Source organism: Mitsuaria sp. TWR114 (genome assembly GCF_007997345.1).
This window is the reverse complement of record NZ_VOSR01000416.1, coordinates 1-734: the sequence shown is the minus strand read 5'-3', so window position 1 is coordinate 734 and position 734 is coordinate 1. Positions and strand designations below refer to the sequence as shown.

Below are 734 nucleotides of genomic sequence, written 5' to 3'. Positions count from 1 at the left end.
CCAGCGCCTGGAGGCGCTCGAGCACTCCTGAGGCCCGCGCGCGCATCGCCGCCCGCCGCCTCGACTTCCGAAGAACAAGACACGACACCATGGCCCTGCTGCAAATCTCCGAACCCGGCGCGTCGCCCGATCCCCATCAGCGGCGCATCGCCGTGGGCATCGACCTGGGCACGACGCACTCGCTGGTGGCGGCGATGCGCCACGGCGTGGCCGAGTGCCTGCCCGACGACCAGGGCCGCGTGATCCTGCCGTCGGCAGTGCGCGTGATGCCCGAGGGCCGCCGCCAGTTCGGCTACGACGCGCTGGCCGCGCAGGCCGAGGATCCGGAGAACACCATCGTCTCGGTCAAGCGCTTCATGGGGCGCCGGGTCGAGGACATCGCCAACCGCGACAAGCTGCCGTATCGCTTCGAGGACACGCCGGGCATGCTGAGCCTGGCTACGCGCGAGGGCCTGAAGTCGCCGGTCGAGATCAGTGCCGAGATCCTGGCCACGCTGCGCCAGCGCGCCGAAGACACCTTCAACGACGACCTGTTCGGCGCCGTCATCACGGTGCCCGCGTACTTCGACGACGCGCAGCGCCAGGCCACGAAGGACGCGGCGCAACTCGCGGGCCTGAACGTGCTGCGCCTGATCAACGAACCCACCGCCGCCGCGATCGCCTACGGGCTGGACAACGGCAGTGAAGGGCTCTACGCCGTCTACGACCTGGGCGGCGGCACCTTCGACATCTCG

Annotated in this window: 1 protein-coding gene; it reads left to right on the top strand. The window is 70.2% G+C overall.

Translation table 11 applies throughout. The features are described 5' to 3' along the window. Window positions 1-89: 89 nt before the first annotated feature. The coding region (locus FUT87_RS15485; protein WP_147241584.1) for an Hsp70 family protein at window positions 90-734 on the top strand (645 nt) is incomplete at its 3' end.